Annotated in this window: 26 protein-coding genes; 9 read left to right on the plus strand and 17 right to left on the minus strand. The window is 55.0% G+C overall.

All coding sequences use genetic code 11. The features are described 5' to 3' along the window. Positions 1 to 61: 61 nt before the first annotated feature. Positions 62 to 262 (minus strand): 50S ribosomal protein L31, encoded by a 201-nt coding sequence (gene rpmE, locus BBD38_RS02770; RefSeq protein ID WP_066684270.1) that lies wholly within the window; start codon positions 260 to 262, stop codon positions 62 to 64. 145 nt (positions 263 to 407) lie between these two features. Here rpmE and BBD38_RS02775 point away from each other — a divergent pair, with 145 nt between their 5' ends. From BBD38_RS02775 to BBD38_RS02800, 6 genes are all read left to right on the plus strand, one after another. Further along, positions 408 to 1241 carry a metallophosphoesterase gene (locus BBD38_RS02775; RefSeq protein ID WP_066684272.1) on the plus strand — a complete coding sequence of 278 codons (834 nt, stop codon included), beginning with the start codon at positions 408 to 410 and terminating at the stop codon, positions 1239 to 1241. A gap of 44 nt (positions 1242 to 1285) precedes the next feature. After that, positions 1286 to 2029: a metallophosphoesterase gene (locus tag BBD38_RS02780; protein WP_066684274.1), complete on the plus strand. Its 744-nt coding sequence runs from the start codon at positions 1286 to 1288 to the stop codon at positions 2027 to 2029. A 69-nt stretch (positions 2030 to 2098) separates the two neighbouring features. After that, positions 2099 to 3553 (plus strand): MFS transporter, encoded by a 1455-nt coding sequence (locus tag BBD38_RS02785; protein WP_066684275.1) that lies wholly within the window; start codon positions 2099 to 2101, stop codon positions 3551 to 3553. A gap of 147 nt (positions 3554 to 3700) precedes the next feature. Then, the gene (locus tag BBD38_RS02790) at positions 3701 to 4558 is read left to right on the plus strand and encodes an AraC family ligand binding domain-containing protein (protein WP_066684278.1); all 858 of its coding nucleotides are present in this window, start codon (positions 3701 to 3703) and stop codon (positions 4556 to 4558) included. Beyond that, a complete protein-coding gene (locus BBD38_RS02795; RefSeq protein ID WP_066684279.1) occupies positions 4548 to 5441 on the plus strand; it encodes a DMT family transporter in 894 nt (297 codons plus the stop codon). Before BBD38_RS02790 ends, BBD38_RS02795 begins: the two co-directional genes overlap by 11 nt. A gap of 297 nt (positions 5442 to 5738) precedes the next feature. Then, entirely contained in the window at positions 5739 to 7049 is a 1311-nt protein-coding gene (locus BBD38_RS02800) for a S1C family serine protease (protein WP_082989446.1), read from the plus strand. Between the two features lie 219 nt (positions 7050 to 7268). Here BBD38_RS02800 and BBD38_RS02805 read toward each other — a convergent pair whose 3' ends face one another. The 6 genes from BBD38_RS02805 to BBD38_RS02830 form a co-directional block, all read right to left on the minus strand. Continuing rightward, a complete protein-coding gene (locus BBD38_RS02805; protein ID WP_147568054.1) occupies positions 7269 to 8846 on the minus strand; it encodes a hypothetical protein in 1578 nt (525 codons plus the stop codon). Between the two features lie 551 nt (positions 8847 to 9397). Then, positions 9398 to 9994 carry a nitroreductase family protein gene (locus BBD38_RS02810; RefSeq protein ID WP_066684288.1) on the minus strand — a complete coding sequence of 199 codons (597 nt, stop codon included), beginning with the start codon at positions 9992 to 9994 and terminating at the stop codon, positions 9398 to 9400. Between the two features lie 5 nt (positions 9995 to 9999). After that, positions 10000 to 10278 (minus strand): DUF3795 domain-containing protein, encoded by a 279-nt coding sequence (locus BBD38_RS02815; RefSeq protein WP_066684291.1) that lies wholly within the window; start codon positions 10276 to 10278, stop codon positions 10000 to 10002. A gap of 39 nt (positions 10279 to 10317) precedes the next feature. Beyond that, positions 10318 to 11025: an MBL fold metallo-hydrolase gene (locus tag BBD38_RS02820; RefSeq protein ID WP_066684293.1), complete on the minus strand. Its 708-nt coding sequence runs from the start codon at positions 11023 to 11025 to the stop codon at positions 10318 to 10320. A 48-nt stretch (positions 11026 to 11073) separates the two neighbouring features. After that, a complete protein-coding gene (gene lnt / locus BBD38_RS02825; RefSeq protein ID WP_066684295.1) occupies positions 11074 to 12531 on the minus strand; it encodes an apolipoprotein N-acyltransferase in 1458 nt (485 codons plus the stop codon). A 36-nt stretch (positions 12532 to 12567) separates the two neighbouring features. Beyond that, entirely contained in the window at positions 12568 to 13347 is a 780-nt protein-coding gene (locus BBD38_RS02830) for an HAD-IIA family hydrolase (RefSeq protein WP_066685362.1), read from the minus strand. Between the two features lie 163 nt (positions 13348 to 13510). Here BBD38_RS02830 and BBD38_RS02835 point away from each other — a divergent pair, with 163 nt between their 5' ends. Then, positions 13511 to 13822 carry a phasin family protein gene (locus BBD38_RS02835; RefSeq protein WP_066684297.1) on the plus strand — a complete coding sequence of 104 codons (312 nt, stop codon included), beginning with the start codon at positions 13511 to 13513 and terminating at the stop codon, positions 13820 to 13822. 141 nt (positions 13823 to 13963) lie between these two features. Further along, entirely contained in the window at positions 13964 to 15577 is a 1614-nt protein-coding gene (locus BBD38_RS02840; RefSeq protein ID WP_147568055.1) for an ABC1 kinase family protein, read from the plus strand. An 8-nt stretch (positions 15578 to 15585) separates the two neighbouring features. Here BBD38_RS02840 and BBD38_RS02845 read toward each other — a convergent pair whose 3' ends face one another. The 7 genes from BBD38_RS02845 to BBD38_RS02875 all read right to left on the minus strand — a co-directional run bounded on the left by BBD38_RS02845 (position 15586) and on the right by BBD38_RS02875 (position 20631). Beyond that, a complete protein-coding gene (locus BBD38_RS02845; RefSeq protein WP_066684301.1) occupies positions 15586 to 16290 on the minus strand; it encodes an alpha/beta hydrolase in 705 nt (234 codons plus the stop codon). An 84-nt stretch (positions 16291 to 16374) separates the two neighbouring features. Next, positions 16375 to 16776: a hypothetical protein gene (locus tag BBD38_RS02850; RefSeq protein ID WP_066684303.1), complete on the minus strand. Its 402-nt coding sequence runs from the start codon at positions 16774 to 16776 to the stop codon at positions 16375 to 16377. Between the two features lie 13 nt (positions 16777 to 16789). Further along, on the minus strand, positions 16790 to 18232 hold the full coding sequence (locus BBD38_RS02855; RefSeq protein ID WP_066684305.1) for a M20/M25/M40 family metallo-hydrolase: 1443 nt from the start codon (positions 18230 to 18232) through the stop codon (positions 16790 to 16792). A gap of 10 nt (positions 18233 to 18242) precedes the next feature. Further along, positions 18243 to 18905 carry a hypothetical protein gene (locus BBD38_RS02860; protein ID WP_066684307.1) on the minus strand — a complete coding sequence of 221 codons (663 nt, stop codon included), beginning with the start codon at positions 18903 to 18905 and terminating at the stop codon, positions 18243 to 18245. Positions 18906 to 18920: 15 nt separating this feature from the next. Then, positions 18921 to 19607: a DUF5058 family protein gene (locus BBD38_RS02865; RefSeq protein ID WP_147568056.1), complete on the minus strand. Its 687-nt coding sequence runs from the start codon at positions 19605 to 19607 to the stop codon at positions 18921 to 18923. 186 nt (positions 19608 to 19793) lie between these two features. Then, on the minus strand, positions 19794 to 20192 hold the full coding sequence (locus BBD38_RS02870; RefSeq protein WP_147568057.1) for a hypothetical protein: 399 nt from the start codon (positions 20190 to 20192) through the stop codon (positions 19794 to 19796). Between the two features lie 34 nt (positions 20193 to 20226). After that, positions 20227 to 20631, minus strand: coding sequence for a hypothetical protein (locus tag BBD38_RS02875; RefSeq protein WP_147568058.1), 405 nt, complete (start codon positions 20629 to 20631; stop codon positions 20227 to 20229). A gap of 200 nt (positions 20632 to 20831) precedes the next feature. Here BBD38_RS02875 and BBD38_RS02880 point away from each other — a divergent pair, with 200 nt between their 5' ends. Next, positions 20832 to 21536, plus strand: coding sequence for a LytR/AlgR family response regulator transcription factor (locus BBD38_RS02880; RefSeq protein WP_066684313.1), 705 nt, complete (start codon positions 20832 to 20834; stop codon positions 21534 to 21536). Between the two features lie 59 nt (positions 21537 to 21595). Here the strand turns inward: BBD38_RS02880 and BBD38_RS02885 are convergent, their stop codons facing one another. From BBD38_RS02885 to BBD38_RS02895, 3 genes are all read right to left on the minus strand, one after another. After that, entirely contained in the window at positions 21596 to 22234 is a 639-nt protein-coding gene (locus tag BBD38_RS02885) for a sensor histidine kinase (RefSeq protein ID WP_066684315.1), read from the minus strand. After that, on the minus strand, positions 22222 to 23508 hold the full coding sequence (locus BBD38_RS14640; protein ID WP_066684317.1) for a hypothetical protein: 1287 nt from the start codon (positions 23506 to 23508) through the stop codon (positions 22222 to 22224). The genes BBD38_RS02885 and BBD38_RS14640 overlap by 13 nt, the downstream gene beginning before the upstream one ends. A gap of 111 nt (positions 23509 to 23619) precedes the next feature. Beyond that, positions 23620 to 25884: a 5'-nucleotidase C-terminal domain-containing protein gene (locus tag BBD38_RS02895; protein ID WP_066684319.1), complete on the minus strand. Its 2265-nt coding sequence runs from the start codon at positions 25882 to 25884 to the stop codon at positions 23620 to 23622. Positions 25885 to 25955: the final 71 nt, after the last annotated feature.

The following is a 25955-nucleotide window of genomic DNA, read 5'->3' on the forward strand; positions in this document are numbered from 1 at the left end:
CGTACCCCTTATGGAAGAACGGTCTGTAGCCTTTTAAAACACATCAACAAGGATGGGCACATTATTTTATGCCGTATCTCTTCTTAAATCTATCCACACGACCGCCTGTATCGACAAGCTTCTGTCTTCCCGTGAAGAACGGATGGCACTTCGAGCAGATATCAACCTTCATCTCGGACTTTACAGAGCCTGTTTTAAAAGTTTCGCCGCAGGCGCACGTCACTGTGCATTCGCCATACTTCGGATGAATTCCTTCTTTCATTGCGTTTCACCTCTTTTTCCACAAAGTAGCATTATTTATTATATCATATGCTTTCCAAAAAGCAACACCTTTTGCTAAGAAAGTTAATAGTTTCTTTACACTTTTTCCCCCTGCAGAATATATAATGTTAAAAAAGGAGACGCTTATGAAAAAACACGGCAGGAGAATCCTCTTTTTGCTGATGGCCGCATTCTTTGCGGTCAACATTTGGGTGTTTATGCTCGGGCAGAACGAAGTGATAAATATCGTGGAATTTGAGGTGTACAGCGATAAGGTCGAAATTCCGGTGACGATCGCCCAGCTTTCCGACCTGCACGAAAAATCGTTTGAAAGGGACAATTCGGACCTCTTTGAAACGGTACGGAGCGTCCGTCCCGACCTGATTGTTATTACGGGCGACATCATTTACAATTCCTATACCGATTCCCCCAACCTTCCCTATATGGAAAACCTTGCGAAAGGATGTGCGGAAATTGCGCCGACCTTCTTTATTACGGGGAACCACGACCGTTACCACCCGCAGGCGGTGAAGGAAGCGTTTGCAAGAAACGGCGTGGTTGTGCTGGAGGGGGAGGTTGTTCCATTCGCTGTGGGGAACACCGTGATCCGGATCGGCGGGATCGACGATCCGTCCATTGACCGGGACAGCATTTCCGGAATCGATTTCCGGGACGGGGAACAGTTTAACCTGCTGCTGGCGCACCGGCCGGATACCTTTCGCAGGGAATACGTGCAGACCGGGGCGGACCTTGTGCTTACCGGGCACACGCACGGCGGGCAAATCCGCCTCCCGTGGACAAAAGCCATTTTTTATGCGGATGGCGGCCTTTTCCCGGAATATTCGGACGGCCTCTATACGAGCGGCGGCACGACGATGATTATCAGTATGGGGCTCGGTTCCTCGGTGGTTCCCTTCCGCCTGTTCGCACAGCCGGAGGTGACGGTGACCCGCCTGTTGCCCGCAGGCACCGAATCGTAGTATGATAGAAGCGTTACCAATTTGAAACGGATAAGGATAAGCTGATGTTCCGCGTAAATGAATATACCGTCGAAAGTGCAAAAATCAAAACGCCCGTGCGCATCGCGCAGGTTTCCGACCTGCATGAAAAATCGTTCGGCAAAGACAACCGGATTCTTTTTGACGCAGTGGAAGGCCTGCGGCCCGACCTCGTGGCAATCACCGGGGATATGATTTACCATTCCCACACAAAGCGCCCCAATCGGGCGTACATTGAAAACGTCGCCGCGTGGGCGGGCGCTTTTCCTTCCTTTTTTGTAACGGGAAACCACGAGCGCGTGTGGACAGACTATACGAAAGCAATTTTCCGGGAAAACGGCGTTCCCGTGCTGGACGGGAAATATGTGCCCTTTGCCGTGGGCGGCACGAAGCTTTATATCGGCGGGGTGGACGACCCCTCGATTGACAGGAACGGCGCGGATAAATTGCGATTCCCGGACGACGGGCGGTTCAATCTCCTCCTGGCGCACGATCCCCTGCCCTTCCGCGGCGGCTACGACAGGACGGGCGCGGACCTTGTGCTGTGCGGGCACACGCACGGCGGGCAGATTCGTTTCCCGGGCGGCAAGGCCCTCATCGCCCCGGGAAGCCACACGCTTTTTCCCCAATATTCGGACGGGCTTTACCAGAGCGGGGATACCACGATGATTATCAGCATGGGGCTCGGTGTTTCCATGATTCCCTTCCGCCTGTTCGCCCCCAGCGAGGTATTGCTGATTCATCTCGTTCCCAGGGGGTCGGCGGCGTAATTTTTAGATTATTCTTTTTTTCACGGGGTATATAGTTATTATTCTAATGAAAAAAGGAAGATCACAAAAATGACGAACCGTACCTCGCCGGAATATTATGCAAAACATAAATGGTCGATTCTTGCCGTCCTGATTTTCATGCCCTTTATGGCGACGCTGGACGGTACGATTGTAAACGTGGCCCTGCCCGTGATGGTGAAGGACCTTAAGACGGATATGGAATCGATCCAGCTTGTGGTAATCGTGTACCTGATTGCCGTGGTTGCGTCTATCCTGCTTTTCGGGCGTCTTGGGGATATCAAGGGAAAAGGGCGTCTTTTTATGTTCGGCACAGCGGTATTTACCATCGGCTCGCTGATGGCGGGATTGTCGCATGACTTAAATACGCTCATCATTTCCCGGGCGATTGAAGGAATCGGAGGGGCGGCGGCGATGGCGAACAACCAGGGCATTATTACCGAGGTGTTCCCCGCAAACGAACGCGGGCGGGCGCTCGGCATTTCGGGCATTTCGGTGGCGCTCGGCACCATGCTGGGGCCGCCCATCGGCGGACTCATCGTTTCCACCCTCAGCTGGAATTATATTTTCCTGATTAACGTACCCGTCGGAATTGTGGGCTTTCTCCTTGCCCTTAAGCTTTTGCCCCGCGGAACCAAAACCAGCCAAAAGGTGGACGCCCGCGGCGCGGTCACGCTCGCGGCGGCGGTGGTCCTCTTTTTCTACGCGCTGCTTTCCGGGCAAAGCGCGGGCTACGACAAGTATTACATTATATTGGCCTTCATCGGCTGTATCGTATTGTTCGCGCTGTTCGTGCTGTTTGAAAAGAAAAGCGGACAGCCCATTGTGGACCTCTCCCTGTTCAGGAATTCCCTCTTTACGATCAGCATTATCTGCGTGCTGATCCAGTTCTTTGCGATGAGCGGCATCAGCATTATCCAGCCGTTTTATATCGAGGACGTCCTCAAGATCGATCCCGGGCAGACGGGCCTCATCATGATGAGCTTCCCCATTGTGATGGGCATTATGTCCCCGCTTTCGGGATATATTTCCGATAAGGTGGGCGCGGCCAAAATTACGCTCGTCGGCCTTGTGGTGATGACGATCGGCCTTTTCCTGCTTTCTACCATGACGGCGACGGAGCCTGTCATGAAGCTGGTTCTTTTCCTGTGCATCGTAGGCTTCGGCGCGGGCGTCTTTTCCGCCCCCAACACCTCGCTTATTATGTCTACCGCGCCGCAGGGCAAGCTAGGCATCACGGGCAGCATTAACGCCTTTACGCGCAACTTCGGCAGTGTGACGGGCATTTCCCTTTTGACTACGCTGCTGTATTCGCTGATGAGCTCCAAGGTCGGCCACAAGGTTGACGGGTTCATTGCCGGGCGGCCCGACGTTTTCGTATACGGCATGCAAACCGTCTATGGGATCGGCGTCATCATCCTCTGTGTGAGCGTAGTCCTGACAATAATCCGCCTGTTCCAGGACAGGAAGCAAGCGGCGCCCGCCGCTCCTGCGGATAAAAAATAGGCAACGATAAAAATTCCAGAAGCGCCGCTGCCGGTTTTTCGGAAGCGGTCCTTTTTTTATTTCCGCGGCGGCGGTGTCATATCGTGCAAGAAAACGGACGGATTCCGTGTTAAAATAAAAGAAAACTGTTGAAAGGGGCCGAAGCCCGTGCCAGAAGAACAACGGCAGGTTTATTATGACCGCGATTTGAAAATAGAAGCTTACAGCTTGAGCGGAATCGTCCAGAAATTCCCCAACCATTTCCATGAATATTACGTAATTGGATTCGTGGAAGGCGGAAGGCGCCGTCTTTGGTGCAGGGGCCGGGAGTATGATTTGTGCGCCGGGGATTTGATTTTATTTAATCCGCGGGACAGCCATTCCTGCGCGCCCGTGGACGGGGAGCTTCTTGATTACCGCGCCGTCAATATTCCCCCGGAGGTGATGCGGCGGACGGCAAAGGAAGTCTGCGGGACGGACGCCGCGCCCCGTTTCACACAGAATGTGGTTTTCCAGAGCGAGGCCGCGCAGTCGCTCACGGATTTATACGGCGCAATCCTCTCGGGTGCGCCGGGTTTGAAAAAGGAAGAGGCTTTCTATTTTTTGCTGGAGCAGGTGCTGCAGGAGTTTTCGGTCCTGTCCGGGGAAACCGGGCTTCCCGGGCGGGCGCGGCAGGTTCAAATGCTCTGCGCCTATATGGAAGCCCATTTTGCGGAGAATATCACCCTGGACGATTTGATTTCCATGACGAGCTTTGGTAAATCTTATTTACTGCGCTCGTTCACAAAACAGGTCGGCGTTTCCCCCTACCGCTATTTGCAGACGGTGCGGCTTGAAAAAGCGAAAGGGTTTCTAAGGGAGGGCGTTGCTCCGGCTGATGCGGCGGACATGGCCGGTTTTTCGGACCAGAGCCATTTTACAAATTTTTTCAAGGAATTTATCGGGCTGACGCCAAAGCAGTACCAACGGATTTTTACCGCGCCGTTACCCTCCGGCCCGGCAAAGGAGCCGCCGGATGGCAAATAAGACGGCTGCCGGGCATATTGCCGCCCTGGTTACGATTCTGATCTGGGGGACCACCTTTATTTCCACCAAGGTGCTCCTCCGTGTTTTTACGCCGATCGAAATTCTTGTGATCCGGTTTGCCCTCGGCTATCTTGCCCTTTGGTGCGCCTGCCCCCACCGGCTGAAGGTTTCCGTAAAACGGCAGGAATGGTATTTTGCCGCCGCCGGGCTTTGCGGCGTAACCCTGTACTATTTGTTTGAAAATATCGCGCTTACCTATGCGCCGGCCTCCCACGTCGGGGTGATCATTTCGATTGCGCCGTTTTTTACAGCGATTTTCACGCGGCTGTTCCTGCACGGGGGACGCGCTACTATCCGTTTTTTCCTGGGCTTTTTGATTGCCATGGCCGGGATTTTTGTTATCACCTTCGGAAATAACGGGGACGCCGGAGGCTTCAGCCTGTTTGGCACGGTCCTTGCTGTGCTGGCGGCGGCCATTTGGGCCGTCTATTCCCTTATCACCAAAAAAATCAGCGAATTCGGCTATAACACCATCCAAACGACGCGCCGCACTTTTTTCTATGGTTTGGTATTTATGATTCCGGCTTTATTTACAATGGATTTCCATGTGGAGCTTTGGCAGTTCAGCGGGGTAAGCACGGTTATGAACCTTCTGTTCCTGGGGCTGGGCGCGTCGGCGCTGTGCTTTGTGACGTGGAATTTTGCGGTGAAATTTTTAGGCGCCGTAAAAACGAGCGCTTATATTTATATGGTGCCCGTCATTACCGCCGTGACCTCGGCCGTCATCCTGCGCGAGGAAATGACTCCTGTGACCATATTGGGCATTGCGCTTACCCTCGTGGGGCTTTTCCTCTCTGAAAAAAAGAGCCCGAAGGCAGGATGATTTGCGTTTGCCGGGCGCGGGGCGTTACGCTGTAACCGGAAGGACTGCCTGGGGCTTCTATCCCGCGGCAGTCCTTTTTTCTATCAAAAATCCACTACGCTTCCGCGCCGCCTGTGCAGGGAGGATGCGGGCGCGGCCTTTCCCGCCGGGGCTCCCCATTCATAAATTTGTTACGTTTCCTTCAATTATTGTTCAAACCGGGTTCAAAAATTCGTCACTTTCTGGGATTATCATTAACTTGTGATGTAAAACAAAAAACGTTTGAAATAATAGATAAGCTTATAAGGAGGCTACCAAATGAACGATAACAGGTTTTTTTACGATCAGAATAACGGACCTGCGGACGGGCAGGGAGGCGGAAGCCCGGAGCCCTCTTTCCGCGGGGACGACAGATATCTCCACCCTGCGGAATGCGGCGATCCCCGCCGCCTTGACAGCGAGAGCTTTTATTCCGGGGGGCAAAGGGGCGGCAGGCGGCCCAAAAAGGAAAAATCGCCCTTCCTGACGAAAAAGGTGGCGGCGGTCGTCCTTACGCTGTGCATCGGCGCCTCGGCAGTATTCGGCTTTGGCGCGGGCATGATGGCCGGACGCGGCAGCGCGCCGACAGGGGCCGTGCAGGGCAGCGACACCGGCGTATTCCAGACCTCGGCGGATGCGGGAAATGCTTCCGGCGACCTCTCCGTATCGGAGATTGCCGCGAAAGCGCAGGATTCCGTTGTGGAAATAACGGCCGATGTGGTGCAGACGAACCAGTTTATGCAACAGGTGTCCGGCCAGGCGGCGGGCAGCGGCGTCATCATTTCCGAGGACGGCTATATCATTACGAATAACCACGTTGTAGAGGGCGGCACGGGCTTCACCGTGCGCACGAAGGACGGAACCAGCTATGACGCGACGCTCGTCGGCAGGGACCCGCAGACGGACCTCGCGGTCCTCAAAATTGAAGCGGCAGGGCTTACCCCCGTTACGTTCGGCGATTCGGACGCAATCGCGGTGGGCGACACAACGGTTGCGATCGGCAACCCGCTGGGAACGCTCGGCGGAACGGTAACGGACGGCATTGTCAGCGCGACGAACCGTGAAATTAACCTTGGAAACGGCACGATGAACCTGATCCAGACCAACGCGGCGATCAACCCCGGAAACTCCGGCGGCGGCCTTTTCAACGGGCAGGGCGAGCTGATCGGCATCGTGGTTGCAAAATCCGGCGGCACCAACGTGGAGGGGCTTGGCTATGCCATCCCGGTCAATGACGCGAAAACCGTCGCCGACGAGCTGATGAAAAGCGGTTATGTCACCGGGCGCATTTCCATCGGGATTTCGGTTCTCAACATCTCCGATGTGCAGACCGCAATGAATTACGGCCTTTCAGGCACCGGCGTGTATGTGGCGCAGGTGACGGAAGGCTCGGCGGCGGAAAAACTCGGTATCCAGGCCGGCGACAGGCTCGTATCGCTGGACGGCAAGGAAATCACGAGCCCGGCCGACCTTGAGGAAGTGATAGACGGCCACTCCGTGGGAGATACCGTGGAAATCACGATCGAGCGCGGCGGGCGCACGGCATCTACGGAGATTACATTCGAGGAATATGTCCCGTCGAATTCTTAAAATGTTCATTGGAACTTCATATGGAATTCACATAAGGGCACTACCATAGATTTAACAAGCATCCCGGGGCCCCGCAAGCGATGGGAGCCCCGGATGCAAAATGCGAAGGGGGCGTGCCTATGGTAAGATGAACGGATTAAAACATAACCCACCCAAACAGAACCTACAATTGATATATAAGTCTGAAAAAGCGTTCGCTTCCCCGGCGGACGCTTTTTATTATGTGTCCCGCCATGCCTCTTCGGGCTTTTTATGGAAGTTCTTTTTCTTTTTCGGTTTTTTAGCAAGCCATTCCCGCAGCCTGCCCGAAATCTCCAGCCAGCCGCAGGCCGCGTAAGGAATGAGCAGCGGGAAACAGGTTGCCGCATACTGCGCTTTTGTCTCCCAGAATATGTGGAATAAAAAGGTCCCCAAAAATATGACGCCGGGCAAAAGCTGTTCCCGTTTGATTTTTTTGAACCGGAGCAGGAAAAACGCGGCCGCGCCCACATAAATAAGCGACTGGTAGATGTTCATAAAGCCCTTCAGGAAAAGGTGTGCCCTGCCGTAATAAATGCTGTTTGAAAGCTTGCCCTGCCCGATGGCGCTGTAGTCGCGCACCTGGCTGATCCAGAAGCCCTGGAAGGTTGGATTATTCCACGTGGAGGAAACCTTCCTGTAGAAAAACTGCGCCGCATAGCCGGGCTGCTGCGCAAAATTTTGCAGGGATTGTTCCGCGTCCTCCCTTGCGAGCAACGCCGTTTGCGCGCCGTCGTAACCTGTTTCCTCATAAACCGTGCGGCTATAGGCGTTATACCATCCCGGGGCCATCGGCCCCTCCTGCATGCCCATCGCCACCCACGCGGCCCGTGGCACCCCATCGTTTACCGCAAGGCCGGTTGTCCCGGAATAATAAAGGTTGACCGCGCCCCCCGCCGCCAGGCTCACCCCGGCCAGCAAGGCGGCGAAAACAACGGAAAGCGGTTTCCGTTCAAAGATACAGTCCAAAAGATAAAACAGCAGCATCGCGGCCAGCCACACAAGGTTATTATTCCTCAGCAGGATGCCGGCCACAGCCGCGGCGGCAGATAGAACGGCGAAGCGTTTCTTCCGGCTTTTAAAATACCTGACCTGGCATAAAACGGCGAGAAGGCCCAGCCCGAACGCGGGAATATTTCCATAGACGAATACCACATAAAGCAATATTTCAAAGCAAAGAAGCATCAGGAGCAGCGTAATATTCGTAACCTCCCGTTTTCCAAACAGGAGCATTGTGATTCGATACAGGCAATAAAAGCCGAGCAGCAGCCACAGTACGTTCGCGGCCTGGAGCCAAAGCCAGGCGTTTTGCCCGGCAATGAGGATAAAGGGCTGGAAATACAGCGCGAGCCCCAATTGGTGCGGAAACGTATAAAAATACCCGCCCGGCATAAGGGCCCGGTAATCGCCCTGCAAAATTTCGCCCGCGCCCTTGAGCACAAAATACTGGTCCGCCCCGGGTTCGACACGCATGGTAAACACCCACGCGAGCCCGGCGGCAAATACCAGCGCCATTCCCACGACAAGCAGGCGTTTTTCCGGCAATTTGCAAAGCTGTTCCCGAAGCGCGGCCAGCAGGGCGGCGACCACCGCCGCGGCGGCGAGGTGAATCCACGGCAGGTCCGCAAGGAAAGCGGTCGCTTCCGTGGAAGGGTCGGGAATATCCGCCGTCATGACAATGCTGTCTGCCGCCGCGAAAACAAGCGGTATAAGGATCAATACCGCAAGGGCCGCCACAATGATCCTGTTTGCGGAAATACTGTTTTCCATATTATCCATCCAGTCTTTTTTTGTCGACCCTATTGTAGCAATAAACCGGCGCTTTGTATAGAATCTTCATGTTTGGCGCTTTGTTTTTTCGCTTATCTATATTTCCAGGAAAATCTTTCGTTAATCTTCATCGGATATTCATAATGCGTTCACATATTCGCTGTATACTTTGATTAATGAAAGACGAAAGGAGGCCGCCGGATGCTTGCAATGTGATAATCAATACTTTACGGCAAATGACTTATGGCGGCGCGCGCAGAATCGTATATGCCGCACAGCAGTTTCCACCAAAGCCTGTATGCGCAGCCTTTGGGAAGCTGCGATAACGTGAAACAAAAAATTTAAATATATAATCCTGGTGAACCAAAAATTACTGTCAGTCCGCCGAAGCTTTGCCACAAACCCAGAAGAGCTTCCGCGCTGCACCATGATTACGGCGCTTTCGCGCCAGACTGAATAACGGGAGCTTTTTTGAAAAAGGCGAATGCCTCTCGGCGGATGAGACAGACAAGCAATTATCAATAAATTGACATAAAAAAAGGAGCGCGACGCTCCTTTTTTTATTCGTAAAAGGTTACAACTTCATCCAGCGGTTTAAACGTGCGCGGGCCCGGTTCTTCCGCCGCCCTGCCGAAAGGCATCTGCGCGACCAGCGACCATGTCTCCGGGATGTTCCATTCCTTCGCGGAATCCGCGTCCACCAGCGGATTATAATGCTGGAGGGATGCCGCGACTCCCTGTTCCGCAAACGCAAGCCACAATGCGTATTCAAGGATTGCGTTGTTGTGCTGCGCCCATTGGTCGAACTTATCCGCATACGTCGGAAAATCCTGTTTCATCCTTTCGGTCTCGGCCATATCTTCATAAAACAAAACCGTCCCGTTGCCGCCGCGAAAACCATCCAGCTTTTTTTGGGTCCGGGCAAACGCGCCGGGCGGCGTCACCCGACGGAGCTGTTTTTCCACGATATCCCAGAACTTCGCATGCCCGCCGCCCATAAGGACCACCAGCCTGCTGGTCTGCGCGTTATACGCGCTCGGCGCGTGCCGCGCAAGCGCGATTGCCTTTTCCACCGTTTCCCGCGTAATGCGGCTGTCTTTTTCAAGCGTACGGATGGAACGCCTTTTTTCCATGACCTCGTCAAATTTCGGTTTCATAGCATTTACTCCTCGTAAACCGCGTCCTCCCCGATCTCTTTCCACGCACGGCACTGGCCGATGCGAAGGCCGCCGTCTCCATAATCCTTATCCTTGGCAAATTTCACCAATTTACGGCACGGGAATCCGCTGCACAAACCGCAGTGCTTGAGCTTTTTTTCTTCGCAGCAGCTTTTGATCGGGCACCGCGCCGCCCAAACCGGCTTATCGCGGTTGACACAGCCGCCGCACTTTTCAAAATAGCCACAGTTTGAACAAAGTCTCCCACATCTTGCTTCTATCATAATTAATACCCCCCTTGCGGACGATTTACAACATTTTTGTTAAAATACTATCGTCTCTTTCTGATCCCGTTTCCAGAGCGCGGACGCATTTTCATATCCATTCCGTTCGATGGAACGCAGCGTCGCCCGGATATATCCATTCGCGTCCTTTTCCTCATACGGCAAGTGATAAGCGATCATCCGTTTTGGCCGGAGCTCCCCGATCATTTTTTTCCCGCGCAAAATCGTAAAAAACGGAAAATTATAAAGCGCCAGGTCCGCATCCGCAAATACCTGCGGAATATTTTCCGGGCCGCTGTCGCCGAGCACCGTTACCGTGAAACCGTCCATATGGAATTTATAGCCGTAATTCGCGACATCACGGAACTGTTCTCCTTCGTGTATAAGCCGCACGCATGCAAGCCCGATTTCCTTGATTTCCAGGGTTTCCTCCGGTTTTTCCAGTATTGTGACATTGCTTCCGGAAAAATCGCTGATCGGCGAAACCATGTGCGTATCCGGATGGTTCCTCAGGAATTCCTGCGTCCATTCCCTGCTGTAGTGGTCCGGGTGGTCGTGCGTAAAGACCAAAAGGTCAATCTCCCGGAATTCACCCTCCCCATGCGCAATCTGGAACAGCAGGTCGTCCGGGACGCTCGAGAACACCTCCGTATAACGGTTATGCAGCGCATCCACCAATATTTTTTTTCCGTTTATGCATAGAAGGACCCCCGCGTTTGCGGTAAGCCGGACAAAATTTTCCGCCATTGCTTCTCCTCGCCTGTCTTTCCATTATAGTGCATCGAACCTGTGTTTTCAAATTCGTTTTTTGTATGCGTATGCCACGCCCAGCGCGGCAGCCCCGACCGCGGCCGCAAGCCACCAGTCCCCAACGGCCGAATAGCCCGCCTTTTCCCGCCGGAACGCAACACTTCCGGCCAGTACCCCGTCCGTATTCGCCCCGAGGGCCGCCGTGATTTCACCCGTGGGAGATATGATTGCCGTCATTCCCGTATTTCCCGCCTGCACCAGCCACCGTTTCGTTTCCTGCGCGCGCAGCACGGACTGTGCAAGGTGCCTTGTGAGCGGAATATCATTTTTGAACCAGGAATCGTTCGTCGCCACGACGAGCAGCTCCGCGCCTTCGGCTGTGGTTTCGGAAGCGATATCCGGAAAAAGGCTTTCAAAGCAGATCATTACGCCCACCGTGCCGTATTCCGTTTCAAACAGGCCGCGTTCCTTTCCGTCCTCGAAAGAAAAGGCGCGCTCGTAGCCGTTTTCAAAAAAGGGAACCAGGCGCTGCTTATGGTAAACGTCTGAAATTTCGCCGTCCGGCGTGGTAAGGAATACCGAATTCCTGAGCCTGAAACCGTGGATGCCGTAAACGCCGGTCAGCACATACGCCCCGGATTCCTCCGCCAGGGCGGCAACCGGCCCGTTTAATTCCGATTCCTCGGCAAAGGAACCGTACACCGAATTTTCAGGGAAGATGATAAAATCCGGCTTTTTTTCCGCCGCACGTGCGCCGAGCGAAAGCGCTTTTTCAAACCGTCCGTTTCCTTCGTCCCGCCAAAAGGGGGCGTTTGTCTGTACCACGGCAACGCTGACATCCGGTTCCTCTTTTACAGCGCCGAGCGAAAGCGCCCCTCCCGCAAAGTTGGCAAAAAACACCAGCGCCGCCGCCAAAAAATACCGCAGCCTGCCCTTGCCCGCCTTTAAAACGGCCTGCGCGAGCAGCACGTTCACCATGACGATTAAAAATCCGATAAACAGCACGCCGAACAGCGAGGCCGACTGCGTGACCGGCAGCAGCCGCCACTGGGTAAGCCCGAGGCGGAGGAACGGAAGCCCCAGCACGCCCGCGCCGAGCAGCCATTCCGCGCCCGTGAAAAGCGCCGCAAAGAGCACGGCGCGCAGCGCGGCCGGGCACTTTAAGAGGGCGCCCGCGGAAAGGGCGGCGGCAAATACCGCGCCATGCAAAACCGAAAGGCCGAGCCACGCAAGGACAAGGAGCGCGCCGGAGGCGTCCCCCGCGCGCGCGGAGATGTCAAGGGACAGCATTTGCGCGTAATAAACGAGCGTGAGGGCCAGCGCGAACGCACAGGCGCAAAGAATCGTCCGCCGCCGCCCGTTCCGGTTTTTAAGCAACACGAAAAACACCGGCGCGAGCGCCGCCCACAGGAAGGGCGCAAGCGCCGCCGCATCAAAACACAGCGCGCAGAAAATTCCGCACGCCGCACATGCCAGTAGCTCAACCCAACGTCTCTGCTTCATAAATTTTTCACCCGGGCAAAACCGGGACCGCCTGCGTCACGGAGCGATATCCCCCACCCCGTCCAGCACGTATTTGGGACGGTAGGGATATTCCTCGATGGTCGCCCGCGTGCTCACGCCGGAAAGCACAAGCACCGTATCGAGGCCCGATTCCAGGCCCGCAATTACATCCGTGTCCATGCGGTCGCCCACCATGGCGGCCTCCTGCGCATGCAGGCCGAGCATCTTGATTCCGGTGCGCATCATCAGGGGGTTGGGCTTGCCTACGAAATAAGCCCTTTTCCTGGTGGCAACCTCTATGGGCGAGATCATCGCCCCGCACGCGGGGAAGATTCCCGTTTCCCCCGGCCCGGTGAGGTCCGGATTGGTGCCGATGAGCTTTGCGCCCGCGAGCACGAGCTGCACCGCTTTTGAAATATTATCATAATTATAATTATGCGTTTCGCCCACGACCACATATTCAGGGTCTACGTCGTTCATAGTGATGCCCACCTCATAGAGGGCGTTGGTGAGGCCCGCTTCCCCGATCACAAACGCGCTCTTTTTACGCGACTGCATTTTCAGGAATTTTGCGGTCGCCAGCGCGCTGGTGTAAAAATGGCTTTCATCGATATCCAGCCCCAGCCGTCCCAGCTTCTGCTGCAGTTCGCGCGGCGAACGTTCGCTGGAATTCGTAAGGAACAGGAAGGGCTTTTGCTCGGTATAAAGCCAGTCCACAAACTCCTTAACCCCGGGAAGAAGCCGGTTCCCGTGGTAAATCACGCCGTCCATATCGCATATAAAGCCCTTTTTCTCACGCAGTTCTTTTAAGTCCATGCTGTTTTCTCCCTCGCTTATTCTCTTCATCATAATTATAAATGCTATCCTGCCCGCCTGCAAACTTTTCTTACCTATAAACGTTTTTACCGGCTGATTCACAGTTTACTTTATTTCCAGATGCGGTATAATAAGATTAAAGAAGGAAAAGGAGGCTATTTTAATGGCTAATATTATAGAAGACAGCATCAATTTCGGCATGGGCCTGTTTGCTTATTCCCGTGAAAAAATTGAAGATTTGGTGGAAAAGATGGTTGCCAAGGGCGAGGTACAGCGCAAGGACGCGCAGAGCTTTGCCAACGACCTGATTAAAAAGGGCGAGGTGCAGCGCGAGGAAATTTCCCGCATGGTGAAGGACGAAGTCCGTACGACGCTTCAGGACGTTGGCCTTACGGCGGACGCGCGCGTCACCAAGGACGATATCCGCGAGATCATCAAGGAAGAGCTTGCGGCTGCAAAAGCGGACGAAAAGTAAGCCCCCGCTCTTAATAACAGCGCGGCCCGGCAGGCCGCGGTATTTTGTATTGCCTTAAGGAGGGAAAGGGTTATCGCTTCCAGGAATTTACAACGGTATCGGGAAATATTGTCCGCCTTCAACAGGAACGGGCTCGGTTTTTTGTTTGTAAAATCTACCCTTTCCAAAAATCCGCAAAAGATTTTTGAACAGGAGCAGAAGCACAATATGCCGTCCGTCGGCGAGCGTATTCGCAAAATGTGCGAGGAGCTTGGCCCCACCTTTGTGAAGCTCGGGCAAATCCTTTCCACGCGCACGGATATTGTGACGGAAAACGTGGCAAAGCAGCTGCGGAAGCTCCAGGATTCCGTGACGCCTTTTTCTTATGAGGAAGCGCGCGTGGTGATTGAAACGGAACTCGGCGATACGGTCGGCAAGCTGTTTGCCGAATTCGACCCCACACCCGTCGCATCCGCCTCTATGTCGCAGGTATACCGCGCAAGGCTTTTTTCCGGCCCGGAGGTTGCCGTTAAGGTCCAGCGCCCGCATATTCGTGAGAATATTGAGACCGACCTCGGCATTTTGGAAAGGCTGGCGCGGCTCGTGGATAAATATTCCAAATATGGGCAATTATACGATTTCTCGGGCATGGTTGCGGAATTCCGCCGTGTGATGGAACAGGAAATCGATTTCACAAAGGAAGGCGAAAATACCGACTTTTTCCGGGAAAGCGTGAAGGAACAGCGGCATATCCGCGTACCCAAAATACGCTGGGTCTACACCACGCCCAAGGTTCTTACGATGGATTTTGTCGACGGGATAAAAATCAACGACATTCCTTCGCTTGCGGCGTCCGGGGCGGACCTGGCGCAGATTGCATATGATTTTACGAACTCGCTGATTACGCAGATTCTCCAGAACGGCGTGTTCCACGCCGATCCCCATCCCGGCAACGTATTTGTAACGGATGGGAAATACGTGGAATTTATCGACCTTGGCATGGTGGGTACGATTAACGGCCGCTTCCGGCGCGACCTCAACGATTTTGTGCTCGGCATTGCCACGCGCAACACGCTCAAAATTGCACAGAGCATCACGGAAATGGACGCGGCGGACGCCGACGTCAACATGGATGCGTTTGAAAAATCCCTCGAGGTTCTCCTCGACGAATATCTTTACGTGCCCCTTGCCGACGTGAATATCGCAAAGGTGTTTTCCAGCGTATTTTCTTTGGCGGGGAAATACAAGATGAAAATCCCGCGCGAATTTACGCTTGTGGCCAAGAGCCTCGGCACGGCGCAGGTGATTATCGAGCAGCTTGACCCGTCCGTCAATATTTTAAAGCTCGCGGAAAAGACCGTGCGCAGTCTCCTTGCAAACCGGTATAAGACAACGGAATTCAAAAACGAGGCGCAGTCCTACGCGCTCGATTGGATTGACGTAACCAAAAGGGTGCCGTCCGCCCTGCTCACGTTCCTGCACAAGCTGAAAAAGAACGATTATTCCCTCGAGCTTAAGGTGCGCGACCTTGAGCGCATGGAAAAAAATATCGAACGGATGTTTAACCGGATTTCGTTTGCGGTTGTTTTGCTGGCGGTATGTATTGTGATGGCGGGCGTGATTATCAGCGCGGGCTATTCAAATTTCGGGAAAACCGATGTGGATATTATGAGCCTGAGCACCCTTGCGATTGTCGTCGGGCTTTTGATCTCCGTCATTATTGTCATTGGGATTATTGTTTCCATTGTGCGGTCTGACCGGGAAAAGCGCAAATAGGATACAGTTCAGCCGAGCGTCTGCCCGAGCCACTCTTTAAGCGCGCGCAGTTCGCCGGGCGTATAGAAATAATGCTCCGCCCCCTCGACAATTTGCAGGCCGCATGAAAATTTTTCCGCAAAGCCGAGTATCGTATCCGGCTCGCACATGGTATCTTTACCGCCGTACAGAATGTAAGTCGAAGCATCCCATCGGGCGATCGGATGCTTTTTCATATAACAGTAATCATCCCAATACAGGTCCTGCCCAACGGGCGTGTGAACCGCCCGTTCTTTTTCGAGCCGCTCTGCGGTTACGCCAAAGGCCGCCATCATATTTTCGACAGTCCGCTCCATGTCAACGACCGGCGAAAGGAACCAAGCCGTTTCAAACGGTTCGTCCGGGCAGGAAGCCAGACTGAAATAGGCGCCGATGCTGTTCGCAAACAGGCTGATACGGCTCCATTTTTGCTTCGCATAGCGTATGACCGCGCGTAAATCCTCCGTGCAGTACCGGAATTGAAACGGCAGCTTCCCGTCGTTCCTGTCCCCGTGCCCGGGCAGGTCAAAACTCAGCACCTGGTATCCCTTCGGCAACGCAATTTCGGCAAGTATTTTAATCGGGACGTCCTCTTTGTTCGACATATTCCCGTGAACCGCAACAATAAGCCGCCCGGCCGGTTTCCCCCATAAAACGGAAGGGATGCGGCCGATTTCAAACCGTTCCTTTTTCATAGCCTTTTTCCCGTCTCATTTACTGACAGGAACCATTATACCACAAAACCCGGGGCAGGCGGAAAGGGCGCATGCCGTTTTTGCTTAACCGAACGCGCCCATGAAATTTGCAAAGGGCTTAATGATATCTGTAAGCGCCTTGATGCTCTCGTTCAGCGTATCGAAACGAATGGTGGAAATTCCCTCGATTGCCTTGTTAAGCGCGTCGAAATCAATATCGTCGAGCCGGTCTATTTCCTTTGCGGCGGCATCCGTCATGCCGGTGATGGAGGTAAGCATGGCCGGTAGCTCTTTTGTGGCGGCGGAAAGCGCCCCGTTCATGGCCACCAGCCCGATGGCAAAAATCACGACGAACACAATCAGCACGACCGTATGCACGCGCGACGAGCGCAGTGTTTTCCTGCTGTGCTCCACCTGCTCGGCAAGCAGCGCCTCGATCCTGTCCATTTGCGTTTGTTCCCGCGCTTCCTTTTTTTCCTCGTCCATATAACCCCTCCCGTTATTTTTCCGGCCCGCAGGTCGTGCGGACCAGGTGTTTATAAAACGCAATGCCCCGCCCGAGCGATTCGACGCTTAACCGTTCGTTCGCCGCATGCACGGTGCCAAGGTCGTCCCTGATGGACAGGAAGGGCACAAAGCGGAACACATTGTCGCAGATATTATAGTAATGCCGCGAATCCGTAGCCGCGACCACCGGGTACGGCGCCACGGCAAGCTCAGGAAACGCGTCCGCCACCGCCCGGGCCACGCCTTTGTATTCGTCCGTATCCACGCTGGAAACGGGAGACGGCGGGTAATAGTAAATCACGTCCTGCGCCGCTTCGGGCGCAACCTTCTTCACATGCGCGAGCACATCCCGGTCCGTCTCGCCCGGCACGACGCGGATGTTAAACACGGCGCTTGCGCTGCCTGCGAGCACATTCGGCGCGTTGGAGCCAGAAAGCTGCGTCGGGGCGAAGGTGGTGCGGATGAGCGCCGCCGACGCGGGAATTTTGCACAATATGCTTTTCAGCAGGCCGCCGAACAGCCATTTGTTGGCAAAAAAGAATTTAAACGCGCCGCCCATGTGCGGGGTCAGCGTTTTAAACATATGCTCCGCCGCGTAATTGAAGCTGCCCTTCATCTGGTGCTTCTCCACGGCCGTAACCGCTTTTGCGACGCCGCCCGCCGCCGTCCGGCGCGGAGGCATGGACGCGTGTCCTCCCTTGCCTTTTGCGGTGAGCCGGAGGTTCATGACGCCCTTTTCACAAATGCCGATGAGCGCAATATCGCGCTTCACGCCCATCATTTTCCCATCCTGGATTGCGCCGCCTTCATCGAGTATGAAGCTGAGGCGCACGCCCCGGCGCTCCAGTTCCTCGCTAATGAGTTTCGCGCCGAAATCCCCCATGGGCTCTTCGTCGCTGCCGAACAGCAGGTATACGCTGCGCTTCGGCGTAAAGCCCTCGCCGAGCAGCGCTTCCACGCTTTCGAGCACGGCGATGAGCTGCCCTTTCATATCGAGCGCGCCCCTGCCGTATACATAGCCGTCCCGGATAACGCCGCCAAACGGCGGATCGTCCCACTCGTCCTCGTTTACGGGAACCACGTCCATATGGGCGAGAAGCCCCGCGGGCAGCAGGCTTTCATCCGTTCCCTGCCAGTGGTAAATGAGGCACTTCCTGTCCGTCACTTCCCGCGCCAGCGTTTTATGCACCAGCGGATACGCCTGCTCCAGGTATGCGTGCAGCTCGTCAAATTTTGAATAGTCCATTTTGGAGCGGTCAAAATCCGACACGGTGGGAATGCGGATCGCGCCCGCAAGGCGCCCTGCCGCGCCCGCCGCGTCCACCTGTTCGTCCACCGGTGCCCACCGCTCCTGCGGCGGCTTCTTCGAGGCGGCGATCAAGAACAAAACCAGCAGAAAAACCGCCGCCGCAATCAATATGATAATACCGACCATTGCGCCCTCCTTAGACCCACTGTTTTTTATACATCAGCCGCGCGCACACAATGGAGACAAGGCTTGCCACCGGTACGAACACCGCGCGGATGCTGTCGTCCCGGATGACAAAGATGAACAGGAGTGTCATCAGGAGCAGCGGCACGATGGAAAGCTTCCAGCTCTTGGAAATGAACACCACCCCGAGCGCCCCGAAAATCGAAGGCAGGATATATTCCGAAATCGGCGCGAGCGTTGTAATCATGAAATCCTTGAACGGCAGGATCAGCAGCACCCCGACCCCGACGATGACCGTCGTGACAATCGTGGAAACGGCGATGGAAATCGTGGAGATGACCTCGCCTTCCCTGGTATTTACATTGGTTTTCGTTACCTCGAGCGCGTTCACCGCGCACGGGAGCTTCATGTTGGAGATATTCCCCGTGATAAACGCAAGATAGGTTCCGCCGCTGCCGATGAGGGGGGAATAATTCAGCACCTCGATCACGCCGATGGGAAGATAGATCATGCCTACGGCCAGCATGCCCGACAAAATCCAGTCGCCCTGCGGCCATACGCCCGACTGCATACACAGCAGGATGGGAACCATCAGCAGGAGAATTACGATGATAATCATGGAGATGCGCCCGGTGCGGTGCACGCGGTCCATATAATCCATACTATTATTTTTCATTGCCGTTTCCCCCTTTCACGAAGTCGCAAGCACAAAGGCGACCGCAAGCGACCCGATCATACTGATGGGAAGCGCGAAGCCTTCCAGCCATTTGACCTTCCCCTTTTTCACAAGCAGGCCGCACACGCCCATGACCGCGGCGGAAACGCACAGTGTGATGAGGAAGATACCGCCCTTTGCGATCTGCTGTCCGCCGATCGTCCCCACGAGGCCCATGAAAATTGCCGTCACCAGGAGGTCCGCCCATTTTTCGTCCTTCCGTTTCAGCTTCTCGAGGCCGTTTTCATATTTCCGCAGGAAAAAGATACAGAAGATGGGGCCGCTTATGATGCTGAGCGTCATGACCCACGCCGCCGTATTGAACGCCGCGGGGTCGAGCGTCCCCGCCGCGCTGACCGCCCCTGTGACCGATGCGGCCGCATCCGCCGCGAACAGTTCATATTGTACGGAACCAATGACGGAAAGCCGTATCCACGGGAGCGCCACGCCAAGGAGCGGAACCATTGCCGCGAGGCCGATTGCAATGGGAATCGACGGCACAATGGAAAAAATGCCGCTTACGCGCACCGTCTTTTTGATTACGCTTTCCGAAAGGCCGATTTCACGCGCCTGCCGGAGCGCTTTGCGCAGGAAAACCACCGCAATGATAATTACGGTTGCAATAATGATGGCTGCCATGGTAAATAATAATGGTGTATCCAATCCCTTCACCTCCGCATATTTAATTGTAACTTTGGGTAAATCCTATTTTTTATTTTACCACAATCCCCATACTTTGCAAGGAACAACGCCTTTTCATGCTCCGGGCGCGGCAGTGGGTTTCCCGGCACAGCAAAAAACCCCCAAAAAGGGGGTTTTTACGCAAATCCGTATCGGCGCCGGATGTGGCTAAAACGAAATCCGGGCAGCCTTTCGCGCGATCGCAGAATGGAAGATCGGCGGAAGCGTGACAATGAAGAAAATAATCCATTCATAGCCGGACGCGCCAATCCCGAAAATAAAGAGAAGCAGGCCGGCGATCCATGTGACATAGCCCATGATATCGCACATGCGTCCCATTTTTTGGTCGCGCACCGTTAAAAATCCCAGGACAGCCTGGATGAGCGTCAGTACGGCCAGCACAAAAAACCAGGGCAGGAGGAAGGATACGGCAACACCCGGCTCCTCGTCCATGCCAAAGGGCAATATCCCGGCGGAGAGGATCATGCCCGCCATAACAAAAATGAAAGCTGTAAGCACGAGCATAATAACATTCCAGATTTTTAACTGTTTCAGCGAAGCATCCATACGCAATTCCTCCTGTTTCCCGTTTCCGGCAGACTTAAGCATTCTGTTTCCGTGCCGCCAAAACGCCCAGCAGATACAGGACGGGCAGGATCAGTGAAATTGCGGTATACCATGTGAACACCCCCTGCACCAGAGCCAAAACCACATCGAGCACGCAGATTGCGATGATAATGGCGATAAGCACGAGGCACACGTTCAGTTTTTTCCCCTGCACGCCTAAAATGCCCGCAACGAGCTTCAGGACTCCATAGATCAGCGACAAAACGATCAACAGGGTTCCAAGCCACGCAAGCGCCGCCGTTCCGGTTTCAATCCCGGCATAAATGACTACCGCGCCGAGCAGGGCCCCCACAAGACCGACAACAATATCCAGCGCGCCCCCGATAATCACCAAAATGCTCGTTACCTTGAGCAGCGTCGGTACTTTTGTGTTTGACATAATAAATTCCTCCTTCAAAATATGCATAAATCCCCGCGCGGCATTTCCCTCCGCGTATATATTATTTTATCGCATTTTTTATCCGCAGTTCGTATTGCAGCGCAAACGGGAACGCTAAAAACGCAAACGGGAAATATTGAGGAAGCAGCCCCGCCGTGCTATAATTTATTCCATAAACAAGAAACGGGAGGACGCTGCCTTTGTACCGCATCGCAATTTGTGACGACGAACCGCTCTTTGCGGAAAACCTGCGCAGGCAGGTGAACGACCTGCTGTTTCGGCATGAAATCGACTACAGCGTCACGATATTCAGCGACCCCGGCCAGCTCCTTTCATTGCTTCGCCGGGAACCGGACGCCTTCCAGCTTGTGCTTCTCGACATTATGATGGGCGATGTAAACGGAATCGATTTTGCCCAGGCCCTGCGGGAAAGCAAGAGCCGCATCGGCATTATATTTATCACCGCCAGCCCTTCGTTTGCGCTGGAAGGCTATTCCGTGCGCCCGGTCCAATATCTTTTAAAGCCGGTCGACCCGGAAAAGCTGAAAGAGGCGATCCTGTTCGATTATGAGCAGAATTTCACCCGCAAAAGGCTGCTCGTTACCTCCGGCCAAAAAACTTTTTCCCTTGCTTTTTCCGATATTTCCTTTATCGAGGTATATGGCCATACGCTGAAAATCCATACGGAAAAAGACACCGTGGAATGCCCCGGCGCCCTGAAGGAGCTTGAGAGCACCCTTCCCGATTGTTTTTTACGATGTCATAAAAGCTATATCGTGAATCTCGAACGGGTCAGCGACATCAAACGCTATGAATTCACTTTGGATACGGGCAGCCGCGTGCCCATCGGCAAGGAAAAATACTTTTCCGTCCAGAATGCGTTTGTTTCCTATGCGGCCCGCTGACTCGCGTTGGTTCCGCCGGGGAATTTTGCCTGGATTATTGAATGCCTCCGGCGAACCGTTTAATCCGGCAGCCGCAGGTTTGTTTTTACCGTAAACATATCCCCGTCAAATTCCACGAGCAGCACGCTATGGTACTTTTCGCAAATTTTCCGCATAATGGGAATGCCGTATCCATGCCCCGCTCCGTCTGTATGCGAGGTTTCAATATTTCCTTCCCCGTCGGTCCTGACCATTCCATTCCTGGGATTTTGGCACAAAACGGCCAGGAAATTCCCTTTCTTTTGCAGCTTCAGGCGAATTTTCCGTTTCCCTTCGGGCAGCGCCGCACACGCCCGGATCGCATTATCGAGCATATTATAGAGCAGGCTGCACATGTCGTGGTCGGTGACGGACAATTCCCGCGGCACCGCGACCTCCGCTTCGATTTCGATATTGCCCTGCGCCGCTTTGCCCGCTTCGTCTTTTAAAATCGCATCGATCAAAATATTTTCCGTATACCGCTGCGCGCCGGACGCGTCCACCGCGCTCGCAAGCTCGCTGAGGTAATTTTCCGCTTTGTCCTGCTGCCCGGTTTGGAGCAAAATCTGCAGGGCCGCAATATGGTGCTTTATTTCGTGGCGCTGTTCGTCCGACTGCCGCATGGCGGCTTCCATTGCCTGCATCGTTTCCAGTATCGCTTCATTTTTCAGCGCCAGCATGTTGCGCTCCGTCCTGATATAGATGTTCCGGCGGATAAAAGCGAGGAAAACAATGACCAGGCCCGCGACGGCGAGGTAAACGGAGAACAGTTGGTTGAACCCGACCGCCCTGCCAAATGTAAGCGAGGAAAACGGCAGCCACAGCTCTGTGGTAAACGCGCTTCCCGGCGCAAGGAAGAAAGACCCGGCGAGCAATGCCGCATATCCCGCCCCAAATGCAAGGATGCATTTCCCGAGCGTCGGAAAAAGGATTTCTTCGCCCGCCATTCCATGATGCAGAATACAACGAACAACATAAGGATAAAGAAAGCAATCCAGCCGTCGCCCCCCGTTTCATAAAATTGGCCCGCCAAAGCATTGCGCGCCGCCCGGATGCCCTCCGCCGCTACGTGGAAAACAACCGCGCAGGCCATTGCAATCCGCAGGCTTTTGCGCATATAGCAGGAGAAAAACAGGAACAGCAGGTCGATATACAGCACCGATACCAGGTATCCCGCCATACTGCTTCCGATGCTGTAATATGCCGCGCTCGACAGGTATATCCGGCCGACCATCGCGCACAGGAAAAATGCCGCAAGCAGCGCGACCGGCCATTCCGCAATGCCGGAAAAAGCCCCGTAAACCAGCAGCACCAGCAAAAGGAGCGCCGCCGCCGCGAACGCCCCGCCCAGGGCAAGCGGCTTTGCGGAGTCCGTAACCGGATAGGCCGCCACCGTAGCGTCGTTTTGCAGGGTCGGATAGACGGGTATGGTTACTTCGCCATCCGGAAAATAGGTAATCACCGTCAGCGTTTTTCCAAGGTAATCCTCCGGCAGGACGGCGTACTGCGTCTGGAATTCGTCCCTCTTTCGTTCAAAGGCATCCCCGTCCGGCGGCAGGAAGGCAATTCCCTCTTCCGGCGTACCGGGGATATCCGAATACAGCAGCGTTCCATCCAGGTAAACGCTGACCTGCTGCCCCATATATTGAAATTTAAGTACCGCGTTTTCGAGCGGCTCTGTCATGATGCGCTCCGCCGCAACGGCATTTCCCGCGGCATTTTCCACACCCTCGAGGTATCCGTCCGTATTATAGGCTTCTGCCGCGGCGTTCCCGTATTGATCGTAATAGTTCCACGCTGTTTCATTCCTGCTTTCCATCGTGGGAAACAGCACCACTTCTTCAAATCCCGGAGAAGATACGCCGCCGAAAAAAAACAGGATGGCCACCGCAGCCGCGCACAAAGCCGCAAGCCCCGCCACGATATTCCATTTTGAACGCGCCCTCTTTTCCATTCAGGGCAAACCTTCTTTCCCGTCCGGCCCAAAGCAGTCCCGCATTACGGCGCGCAAAGGACCGAAGCCGCATTTTTTATCCGGTCGGCCGCGGCGTCGCGCGGCCCTGCGTTACGCCGCCCGTTTGCCTTTCCTGCGCTGGGAGGCCGCCCCGCCCGCGCAGGCCCCGCCCGCGAGAAGGCCCATCCAGAGGTATCCGCCCATGGAAGACGTATCGCCGGTTTTGGGAGCGCCTTCCGGCTCCTGCGGCGCCGTGGGCGCTGCGGAGGGCCGGGCCGCGGGAGTCACCGTCGGCTGCGCTGGCGCCGTGGGGCTCACGGTCGGCTGTGCCGTAGGCGACGGCTGCGGCTTTTCGACCGGTTCCTGATACAGCAGCACAGGGAAAGGACGGAATTCGTTTTCCACGGTTCCCGCGCCCGTATAGTTGTTGATATAGACCTGTTTTTGCGTTTCGGAGAGCGCCAGCCCATGCGGGCCGTCCGGCACTGTGACCGCAAGGACTCCGTTTGCATCCGTCTGCGTCCATACCGGGGCTCCCCCGTCGAGGTAATAGGACACCGGCATATTGGCCGCCGGGTTTCCATCGCTGTCTTGCACCTTGACCGTTACGGTATAATCCTTGGGTACATATCCGCTTTCCGGCACAATCCGCCCCGCCGGGCCTCCGGCCGCGAGCGTCGCACCGCCTCCGCCGGTCTGTGAGAGAACGTAGGCTTCCACGGTTTCAAGCTCTCCGCCGATTTCGCCTATGAGGGGCAGGGAAGCGAGCATTGTATAATCGTTGCCGCCGCTCATGACAAAATTGTTCGATACCAGCATAAGCTTTGTCACGGTATCGTTTTTTTGCAGGGGCGTGCCGCTTCCTTCCAAAAAAGCCTCCTTTACCTTCGCGCCCTGCGGGGCGGAGGGATCGTAGGTGAAACGAACGCCGCTTACCTGCAGGAAGCCGCCGCTCGGCTGGCCTGAGAGCAAGCCCGTCGCGCCGTCCTGCCCGGTGATTGACGATACGGACACCTCCAGCATTTCAAACAAAACGGAGGGCGTAATTTGTTTTATCATCAGCGTGTTGGAAAAGGGGAACGCGCTTACAAGATCGTTTTTGGTAAGCGTCCCGTTTGCGAACGACGCGCGGATGCCGCCGCCGTTCTCGACGCCGATTACGGGATTATTCCGGTAGGCTTCCATTCCGGCGGCCGTTGCAAGGAATGTTTGCGCGGCGTCGCGGTAGGCGTCCGCCGTGAAATCCCCCAGGTTTGTCTCCACAACCCGCGGTTCGGCAATTCCGTCCACATAACCGCCCCACAGGGTATTGGAAACCCGGCAGACCTCTTTTGAAAGGAGTTCCTGCTGGCTGCTGTTTACCGCGTCGATTTTCGCCGTTACGTCTGCGTCGGGCGCAACCGCCATCATATCGTCATACGAAAGCAGTTCCCCCGCCGGGGTCACGCTTCCCGAATCGTCAAAATGAAGGGTGACTTTCCCAAGGTTCGTAAGCGCCGTCCCCGTCTGGGCGATGAGCACCCCGTTCACCGTCTTTTCCTCCAGCGTGTGGCTGTGGCCGTCTATGATCACGTTAAGCTTTCCCTGGTATGCGCCTGTCATGGCTTCCGCAAGCTTCTTGCTGTCGCACGGAACGTTGGTATATTCCCCGAGGTGCGCAAGGGCAATCACCGCGTCCGCGCCTTCGGCCGTAAGCGCGTCGATTTCGCGCTTCGCCGTTTCAATTTCGTCTTTGAATTCCACACCCGCAATGCCGCCCGGGTTTGTCGCCGTGGCGGTCTCCGCCGTTGTGAGCCCGAAAAAACCGATCTTTTTCCCGGCCCGCTCGACGATGAAGTGGCATCCGTTGCTTGCGCCCGATTCCAAAAGCGGCCGCCCATCTTTATAAACATTCGCCGCCAGAATGGGGAAGGAAGCGCGCGCCGCATTTGACAGGAAACGGTCTGTCCCGTAATCAAACTCGTGGTTTCCGGCCGCCATCACATCGTAGCCCGCGGCGTTCATTACGTCGATCACGTCCGCGCCCTGCGTAAGCGAGGCAAAGGGAAGGCCCTGCGTCGCGTCGCCCGCGTCCACCAATATGGAATCGGGCGTTTGCCCTTTGATGGCCGCCACCCGGTCGAGCCCGATGCATTTACTTCCCTCGTTATATGTCACCGCGCCGTGCATATCGTTGGTATGGTAAATCACGATATCCGTGCCACCCCCCGTCGCCGCCAGGGCGGGCCCATTTGCCTGCACGCCGACTTCCGCAGGCGGCAGCGCATTTTCCCCGCCGTCCGTTCCTTCCGCGGCAAAGCACACGGCGCCGAGCTGGAACGCAAGCAGCACCGCCAGGATTATTGCAAGTATTTTACAGGTTTTTTTCGTCCGCATTTTTGATTCTCCCAATTGATCGGTTTGTGCAGCCTTGCGGCCGGAGCAGGCAACCGGGGGCGCGCCCCGGG

The organism is Christensenella intestinihominis (assembly GCF_001678845.1).
GTDB lineage: Bacteria > Bacillota > Clostridia > Christensenellales > Christensenellaceae > Christensenella > Christensenella intestinihominis.

Coding starts and splice junctions, on each gene's coding strand:
- rpmE (WP_066684270.1), bottom strand. CDS start 262: ATGAAAGAAGGAATTCATCCGAAGTATGGCGAATGCACAGTGACGTGC.
- BBD38_RS02775 (WP_066684272.1), top strand. CDS start 408: ATGAAAAAACACGGCAGGAGAATCCTCTTTTTGCTGATGGCCGCATTC.
- BBD38_RS02780 (WP_066684274.1), top strand. CDS start 1,286: ATGTTCCGCGTAAATGAATATACCGTCGAAAGTGCAAAAATCAAAACG.
- BBD38_RS02785 (WP_066684275.1), top strand. CDS start 2,099: ATGACGAACCGTACCTCGCCGGAATATTATGCAAAACATAAATGGTCG.
- BBD38_RS02795 (WP_066684279.1), top strand. CDS start 4,548: ATGGCAAATAAGACGGCTGCCGGGCATATTGCCGCCCTGGTTACGATT.
- BBD38_RS02800 (WP_082989446.1), top strand. CDS start 5,739: ATGAACGATAACAGGTTTTTTTACGATCAGAATAACGGACCTGCGGAC.
- BBD38_RS02805 (WP_147568054.1), bottom strand. CDS start 8,846: ATGGATAATATGGAAAACAGTATTTCCGCAAACAGGATCATTGTGGCG.
- BBD38_RS02810 (WP_066684288.1), bottom strand. CDS start 9,994: ATGAAACCGAAATTTGACGAGGTCATGGAAAAAAGGCGTTCCATCCGT.
- BBD38_RS02815 (WP_066684291.1), bottom strand. CDS start 10,278: ATGATAGAAGCAAGATGTGGGAGACTTTGTTCAAACTGTGGCTATTTT.
- BBD38_RS02820 (WP_066684293.1), bottom strand. CDS start 11,025: ATGGCGGAAAATTTTGTCCGGCTTACCGCAAACGCGGGGGTCCTTCTA.
- lnt (WP_066684295.1), bottom strand. CDS start 12,531: ATGAAGCAGAGACGTTGGGTTGAGCTACTGGCATGTGCGGCGTGCGGA.
- BBD38_RS02830 (WP_066685362.1), bottom strand. CDS start 13,347: ATGGACTTAAAAGAACTGCGTGAGAAAAAGGGCTTTATATGCGATATG.
- BBD38_RS02835 (WP_066684297.1), top strand. CDS start 13,511: ATGGCTAATATTATAGAAGACAGCATCAATTTCGGCATGGGCCTGTTT.
- BBD38_RS02845 (WP_066684301.1), bottom strand. CDS start 16,290: ATGAAAAAGGAACGGTTTGAAATCGGCCGCATCCCTTCCGTTTTATGG.
- BBD38_RS02850 (WP_066684303.1), bottom strand. CDS start 16,776: ATGGACGAGGAAAAAAAGGAAGCGCGGGAACAAACGCAAATGGACAGG.
- BBD38_RS02855 (WP_066684305.1), bottom strand. CDS start 18,232: ATGGTCGGTATTATCATATTGATTGCGGCGGCGGTTTTTCTGCTGGTT.
- BBD38_RS02860 (WP_066684307.1), bottom strand. CDS start 18,905: ATGAAAAATAATAGTATGGATTATATGGACCGCGTGCACCGCACCGGG.
- BBD38_RS02870 (WP_147568057.1), bottom strand. CDS start 20,192: ATGGATGCTTCGCTGAAACAGTTAAAAATCTGGAATGTTATTATGCTC.
- BBD38_RS02875 (WP_147568058.1), bottom strand. CDS start 20,631: ATGTCAAACACAAAAGTACCGACGCTGCTCAAGGTAACGAGCATTTTG.
- BBD38_RS02885 (WP_066684315.1), bottom strand. CDS start 22,234: ATGCTGGCGCTGAAAAATGAAGCGATACTGGAAACGATGCAGGCAATG.
- BBD38_RS14640 (WP_066684317.1), bottom strand. CDS start 23,508: ATGGAAAAGAGGGCGCGTTCAAAATGGAATATCGTGGCGGGGCTTGCG.
- BBD38_RS02895 (WP_066684319.1), bottom strand. CDS start 25,884: ATGCGGACGAAAAAAACCTGTAAAATACTTGCAATAATCCTGGCGGTG.